This window comes from Pseudonocardia adelaidensis, assembly GCF_039543345.1.
GTDB classification, from domain to species: Bacteria; Actinomycetota; Actinomycetes; order Mycobacteriales; family Pseudonocardiaceae; genus Pseudonocardia; species Pseudonocardia adelaidensis.
The window spans coordinates 116,192-122,656 of the sequence record NZ_BAABJO010000028.1 but is presented as its reverse complement, the minus strand read 5'-3'; the positions used below and the strand labels follow the sequence as shown (position 1 = coordinate 122,656).

The window sequence follows — 6,465 nt, the reverse complement described above, 5'->3', positions numbered from 1 at the left end:
GCTCGGCGGCCAGGGCCAGCTGCTCGGCCGCCGCGCGGTGCCGGGCGTCCGGGTCGGCGAGGCCGTCCGCGCCGGCGAGCGCGGCGAGGAGCTCCCGCTCGGCGCGCAGCTGCCCGGCCCCGGCCTCGGCCACGTCGAGCGCCGCCGAGGCCGCCGCGAGCTCCGGCACCGCCGCGTCGACCCGCTCGGCCAGCTCCGCGAGCTCGGCCACCCGCGCCGCGGCCTCCCGCTCGGCCTCCTCGGTGGCGTCGGCGTAGCCCGACAGCTGCTCGGCGAGCACCTCGGCGCGCTGGCGCTGGGCCGCGGCCTCGCTGTTGGCCTCGCGCGCGATCACGTCGTAGACCCCGAGCCCGAGGATGCGCACCAGCTTCTCCTGGCGCTTGCGCGGCTCGGTGTGCAGGAACTCCGCGAACTCACCCTGCGGCAGTACCACGCACGTGCAGAAGTCGCCGAACGGCAGCCCGAGCAGCTCCTCCACGGCCTTCGTGACGGGGCCTGCGCCGTCGGCGAGCGACTCGCTCTCCTCGTCCGGGCCGCCGGTGCCGGACGGGTCGCGCAGCCGCTCCAGCCGGGCGCCGCGCACGGACACACCACCGCTCGCCGCCCGCCGCAGCTCCCGCGCGGCGACGTAGCGGGCGCCACCGACGTCGAACACCAGTCGTACGGTGCCGCGGTTGACCGTCGGTGCGAGCGCCAGCGCCACCGTGCGGCTGTTGTCCCAGCGGGGCACCGAGCCGTACAGCGCGAACGTGAGCGCGTCGATCACGGTGGACTTGCCCGCACCGGTGGGCCCGACGAAGGCGAAGTAGTCGGCGCCGGTGAAGTCGACGGTGGTGGGCTCTCGGAACGAGCCGAAGCCCGCCATCTCCAGCAGGACCGGACGCATCAGCTCGCTCCCGTCACACGGTCGTGCAGCCGCGCGAACAACTGCTCGACGCGCGGGTCGGCCACGTTGCGGGTGCCGAGGTACTCCCGGAACAGCTCCGATGGCGAGCGCTCCGGACCGGAGGACGGCCGGGACGCGGCGACGGGCGCCGCGAACTCCGGGTCGATCCGCACTTCCAGGGCGTTCGGCAGCAATGCCGCGACCTCCTCGCGCAACCCGGCGCGGGCGGGCTCGCGCACGAAGACGCGCAGGTAGTCCTCGCCCGCCCGCTCGGCGAGCGCGGCCAGCTCGGCGACGGTGCCGCGGACCGTGCGCAGCCTGCGCCCCGAGGTGATGGGGATGTCGGTGACCTGCGCCGGGGTGCCGGGCGAGGCCTCGACCAGGCAGACGACGGGCGTGTTGTCCTGCTCGCCGAAGTCGATCGCGAGCGGCGCGCCGCAGTAGTGCACCGGGCAGGGGGCGTCGATGCGCTGGCGCCGGTGCAGGTGGCCGAGCGCGACGTAGTGCGACTCGACCGGGAAGATCGTGGCGGGCACCGCGTACTCGAAGATCGACTGGGCCGCTCGCTCCCCGCCGCCGAACACGCCGTTCAGCACCGTCAGGTGGGCCATCACGAGGTTGACCGAGTCGTCGCGGAACCCGGCGGTGAGCGCGCCGAGGATGTCGCGCAGGTGCTGGTCGTACTCGTTGGTGTTCTCCGCCGGGGTGTTGGCCACCAGCTCGGCGGCGCGCACGGCGTAGCGCTGCGACAGGAACGGCAGCACGGCCACGGTGCCCCGCTCCCCCGTCGACTTCGCCGTGAACTCCACGACGCCGCCCCGCGCGGCGGTGCGCACGGTGCCGACCAGCGTGATGCCGGCGGCGCCTGCGAGCGGCCGGTAGGCGTCGATGGCGGCGGGGTGGTCGTGGTTGCCGGCGATGGCGATGACCTCGGCGCCGTCGCGCGCCAGCCCCATCAGCGTGCGGACCACCAGCTGCTGGGCCTGCGCGGAGGGCGCCGCCGTGTCGTAGAGGTCGCCGGCCACGAGCACCGCGTCGACCTCGTGCTCCCGCGCGATGCCGACGATCTCCCGGAGCACCTGCTCCTGCTCGTCGAGCCGGGAGCGGCCCTTGAGCGTCTTGCCGACGTGCCAGTCGGACGTGTGCAGCAGTCGCATCGGGCGGATCGTAAGGGTGCTGCCCGGCGGGTCCGGGGACGCGCGCCGGTGCGTCGGCCGAACAGACGTTCGCGTGCGCCGAGAGGCAGACCACCCGGAGGGGCTCATTCCGGGGTGTTGGGGCCGCCGATTCGGTGCGGCGTGGTCACACCCTCGTACATCAGGTGCGCCACCAGGCCCTCCACCGCGTGGGGCAGGTTGTGGCAGTGGTCGGTCCACACGCCGGGGTTGTCGGCCACGAAGGCGATCTCGTAGGTCTCGCCGTCGGCGACCTGCAGGGAGTCGACCCACCACGGGCTCCCGGCGGCCGGGACGCCGCCCCGGGAGAGCACCACGGCGTGGTGGCCGTGCAGGTGCATCGGGTGGCCCTCACCGCTGCGGTTCTCCACCCGCATCCGCACGACGTCGCCCTCGGCGACCATGTACATCGGGACGTCGGGGAACAGGTGACCGTTGATCGTCCACCACATGCCGGGCACCCCGTCGAGGAAGCCGGGGCTGCGGCCGATCACGTAGTCGAACGACCGGGTCGCGGCGGCCGGGTCGAAGCCCAGCGGGGCGGGCGTGCCGTAGGTGAGCAGGTCCAGGGTGGCGGCGGGGCGCGGCGCTGCCGGTGGCGCCTGCTCACCGACCAGCACGGATGCGCCGCCCAGGTCGATCCTGGCCGGTGCCACGACCTCCAGGTCGGTCCGGGCGCCGCCGGTGACCTCGACGGCGACGTCGCGCACCTCGCCGGGCCCGTGCACCTCGCTGCCGTCCACGGCGAGCACCCGGAACGGGCGCCCGGGCACCCACACCGACATCGGCGCGTTGTCCGTGTTCACGACGCGCACCCGCACGCGCTCGCCCGGCGCGGCGGCGACCGGCGTCTCCCCGCTCCGCCCGTTCACGGTGCGCGTCCCGTCGTAGAGGTGGACGAGGGCGAGCGCGTCGATGGCGCCCACCCCGCCGGGCGGCGTCACCACGAGCGCTCCCAGTAGCCCCCGCTGCACCTGCACGTGCGAGGCCTGGTGCGAGTGGTACCAGAACGTGCCCGCCTGGTGCACCCGGAACCGGTAGGTGAACGAGCCGCCGACCGGCACCGCGTCCTGCGTGACGCCTGCGACGCCGTCGTCCGCGTTGGGCACGTCGAGGCCGTGCCAGTGCAGGGTGACCCCGTCGCGCACCGACTCGTTGACCAGCCGCACCTCCACGAGCTGACCGAGCTCGGCGTGGACGACCGGGCCCGGCGAGGTGCCGTTCAGCGTGTAGCCCGTCGTCTCCTCGCCGGACGCGAGGCGGAACGGCTCCTCGCGGGCCACCAGCTCCACCCGGACGTCGGCGGGCCCGGCGGACGGCTCGGTCAGCGAGTCCACGCTCCGCCCGCCCGCGGTCGCGGCGTGGCCTGCGTGCCCGGCGTTCCCGCGCCCGTCGTCGACGGTCCCCATGTCCGTCACCGAGTAGGTGCCGGGCAGCAGGCTCGCCTGCCACAGCCAGGCGAGCGGGGCGAGCACGACGACCGCGGCGACGGCGGGCACGAGCAGGCGCCTGCGCCCGGGCCGGCGCGGGGCCGCCGGGGCCTCGGGCGGAGCGAGCATCGCCTACGCGACGCCCGCGGGAGGCGCCGGGGCGTGCACCGGCGCGCCGAGCGCGGCCTCGGACCTGCGGGCCGCGATCGCCGCGACCGCGAACAGGGCGAGCGCGAGCGCCCCGTGCACCAGCCCGAGCACTGGCGCGCCGTGGCTGAAGATCCCGAGCAGCGCCTGGACCACGACCGTCACCAGCACGATCCCCGCCCAGAGGACGCCGCCGGGAATCCTCGCGAAGAACGAGACGATCAGCAGTGCCAGCGCGAGCAGCGGCACGATGATCTGGCCGTTCAGGCCGTGGATCATGAAGCCGGCCACGCCGGTGAACTCCGTCGTCTCGCTCTCCATCGATGCGGCGTCGAGCACCCCGCCCTGCTGGATCCACGTCCCGAGACCTGCCACGGCGAACGCGATCGCCGCCGCCTGGATCACGACCTCGAGCGCGATCAGGTAGGCGAGCACACGGTAGACGGACTTCATGGCGGTCCCTTCCGCCGCAGGGATGTTGCCCGCAACTCGCCGCTGGGCCCGATGGCGTTACCACCGCTGAACGGGCCTGTTCACGGCCGCGAACCAGGAGTAGAAGCAACGCCATGCGCAGCGTCGTGCATTTCGAGATCCCGGCCGATGACGTGGCACGGGCGAAGGAGTTCTACGGGTCGGTCTTCGGCTGGCAGGTGCAGGACATGCCGGACATGGACTACACGATCGTCCAGACGACCGAGGTCGACGAGGCCACCCAGATGCCCACGGCGGCCGGGGCGATCAACGGTGGCCTCCTGCGCCGCAGCGCCGAGACCCCGTCACCGGTCCTCACGATCGACGTCGAGTCGGTCGACCGGGCGCTCGAGCAGGTCGAGGCCGCGGGCGGGAAGGTCGTGCGGCCGCGGTCCGAGATCCCCGGCATGGGCGCGTTCGCCTACTTCACCGACCCGGAGGGCAACACACTCGGCCTCTGGGAGAACGCCTGACCGTCAGCTGCCGGCGAGGACCGAGCGCAGCCGGACGACGAACGCCGCGGGGTCGTCGACGAACCCGATGTGGCCGCCGGGGAACGAGGTCGGCTCGATACCCAGCGCGGTCGCGAGCGCCGTCGACGTGAGGTCGCAGACCTGACCGGTCGAGTCCTCGCCGATGCCGACGACGATCCGCGCCCGGCTCCCGCGCAGCAGGTCCAGGTCGGGCTCCCACCGGACGGTCGGGCGCATCTCGTGCGCGAACCAGTGGCGTTCGTCGGCGACCTGCTGCGGATCGCGCTCACCACCGAACATCTGCTCGATCGCACCGTCCGGCATGACGATGTTCGCGTGCGTGAAGAACCTCTCCCACGCGCCCGTCACGTCGCCGCCGAGGTAGGTGGCGATCATGTCCTCGGTGGCGGCGCGGCGCTGCTCGCGGTCGTCGAGCAGCTCCGTCAGGGGCGGCTCGTGGGCGATCACGGTGTGCACCTGGTCCGGGTGGGCCTGCGCCATGGCGAGCGCGCTGACCGCCCCGCCGCTGGAACCGAGCACGGCGGCCGGGCCCGCGTCGAGGTGGGCGACGAGCCGCGAGAGGTCGGCGGCGCGCAGCTCGGGGGTCGAGTCGCGCCCGGGGTCCGCCATCGGGCTGCGGCCGGTGCCCCGCGGGTCGGTGGTGAGCACGGTGTGGTCGGCGGCGAGCAGGTCGGCGAGCGGCGCGAACGCCGCGGCCCCCATCGGGGCTCCCACCAGCACGACCAGGGGTCCGTGGCCGCGCACCTCGTAGTGCAGCCGGGCGTCGGCCACGTCGAGGGTGCCCACAGTGGCCGCGTTCGTCGTCGTGCTCATGCTCTTCTCCTCCAGGAGCCGGGTCCTCGTCGCGCAACCAGACTCCCGGGGTCGGGCAGAATCATCGCGTGTGAGCGAGGAACTTCTGGTGCGGGCCCGCGGGGGCGACGACGCCGCGTTCGCCGGCCTGGTCGAGCCGCTGCGCCGGGAGCTGCACGCGCACTGCTACCGCATGCTCGGCTCCGTCCACGACGCCGACGACGCCCTGCAGGACGCGCTCGTGCGGGCCTGGCGCGGCATCGAGCGCTTCGAGGCCCGCAGCTCACTGCGCAAGTGGCTCTACACCGTCGCCACCAACAGCTGCCTCGACACGATCGCCCGGCGCGGCAGGCGCGAGCTGCCGATGGACCTCGGCCCGGCGAGCGAGGACGTGGTCGGCGGCGCCGCGCCGCGCACCGACGCCGCCTGGCTCGGCCCGTACCCGGACACCGGGCTGGCGTACGAACAGCGGGAGGCCGTGGAGCTGGCGTTCGTCGCCGCGGTGCAGCACCTTCCCGGCAACCAGCGGGCCGCGCTGCTGCTCTTCGAGGTGCTCGGCTACTCGGCCGCCGAGATCGCCGAGATGATGAAGACCTCGGCCGCCTCGGTGAACAGCGCGCTCCAGCGCGCCCGCAAGATCGTCACCGACCGGGTGCCGTCCCGCACCCAGCAGCAGACGCTCCACGAGCTCGACGACGCCCGGCTGCGCGAGATCGTCGCCGGCTTCTCCGGCGCGCTCGAACGCGGCGACGCCGACACGCTCGTCGCGCTCCTCACCGAGGACGTGACCTGGTCGATGCCGCCGCTGCCGCACTGGTACCGAGGGCTCGCCGCCGTCACCGACTTCGCGAGGGCGGTGCCGATGACCTGCGGCTCGTGGCGGCACGTGCCGACGAGCGCCAACGGGCAGCCGGCGATCGGGTCCTACCTGTGGAACGACGGGGCGGGCGCGCACACCCCCTGGTCGGTCGACGTCCTCACGCTGCGCGGGGACAAGGTCGCGGAGGTCACCGCGTTCGTCGGGCCGGAGCACTTCCCGCCGCTCGGCCTGCCGGCGGTGCTCACCTGAC

The 6,465-nt window shown here is 74.1% G+C and carries 7 protein-coding genes; 2 read left to right on the top strand and 5 right to left on the bottom strand.

Translation table 11 applies throughout. The features are described 5' to 3' along the window. From ABEA81_RS30550 to ABEA81_RS30535, 4 genes are all read right to left on the bottom strand, one after another. Positions 1-886 (bottom strand): SMC family ATPase (locus ABEA81_RS30550; protein ID WP_345609762.1); only part of this gene is annotated, 886 nt, incomplete at its 3' end. Continuing rightward, complete coding sequence (locus ABEA81_RS30545) at positions 886-2,043, bottom strand: metallophosphoesterase family protein (RefSeq protein WP_345609761.1); 1,158 nt, start codon at positions 2,041-2,043, stop codon at positions 886-888. The genes ABEA81_RS30550 and ABEA81_RS30545, both read right to left, overlap by 1 nt. 104 nt (positions 2,044-2,147) lie before the next feature. Continuing rightward, complete coding sequence (locus tag ABEA81_RS30540; protein ID WP_345609760.1) at positions 2,148-3,620, bottom strand: multicopper oxidase family protein; 1,473 nt, start codon at positions 3,618-3,620, stop codon at positions 2,148-2,150. A 3-nt stretch (positions 3,621-3,623) separates the two neighbouring features. Beyond that, the gene (locus ABEA81_RS30535) at positions 3,624-4,091 is read right to left on the bottom strand and encodes a hypothetical protein (protein ID WP_345609759.1); all 468 of its coding nucleotides are present in this window, start codon (positions 4,089-4,091) and stop codon (positions 3,624-3,626) included. Between the two features lie 113 nt (positions 4,092-4,204). Between ABEA81_RS30535 and ABEA81_RS30530 the strand changes: the two genes are divergently transcribed. Then, positions 4,205-4,582 carry a VOC family protein gene (locus ABEA81_RS30530; protein ID WP_345609758.1) on the top strand — a complete coding sequence of 126 codons (378 nt, stop codon included), beginning with the start codon at positions 4,205-4,207 and terminating at the stop codon, positions 4,580-4,582. A 3-nt stretch (positions 4,583-4,585) separates the two neighbouring features. Here ABEA81_RS30530 and ABEA81_RS30525 read toward each other — a convergent pair whose 3' ends face one another. Next, positions 4,586-5,416, bottom strand: a complete 831-nt coding sequence (locus tag ABEA81_RS30525) for an alpha/beta fold hydrolase (RefSeq protein ID WP_345609757.1) — start codon at positions 5,414-5,416, stop codon at positions 4,586-4,588. 70 nt (positions 5,417-5,486) lie between these two features. Here ABEA81_RS30525 and ABEA81_RS30520 point away from each other — a divergent pair, with 70 nt between their 5' ends. After that, on the top strand, positions 5,487-6,464 hold the full coding sequence (locus ABEA81_RS30520) for a sigma-70 family RNA polymerase sigma factor (RefSeq protein WP_345609756.1): 978 nt from the start codon (positions 5,487-5,489) through the stop codon (positions 6,462-6,464). The last annotated feature ends 1 nt before the right edge of the window (position 6,465 follow it).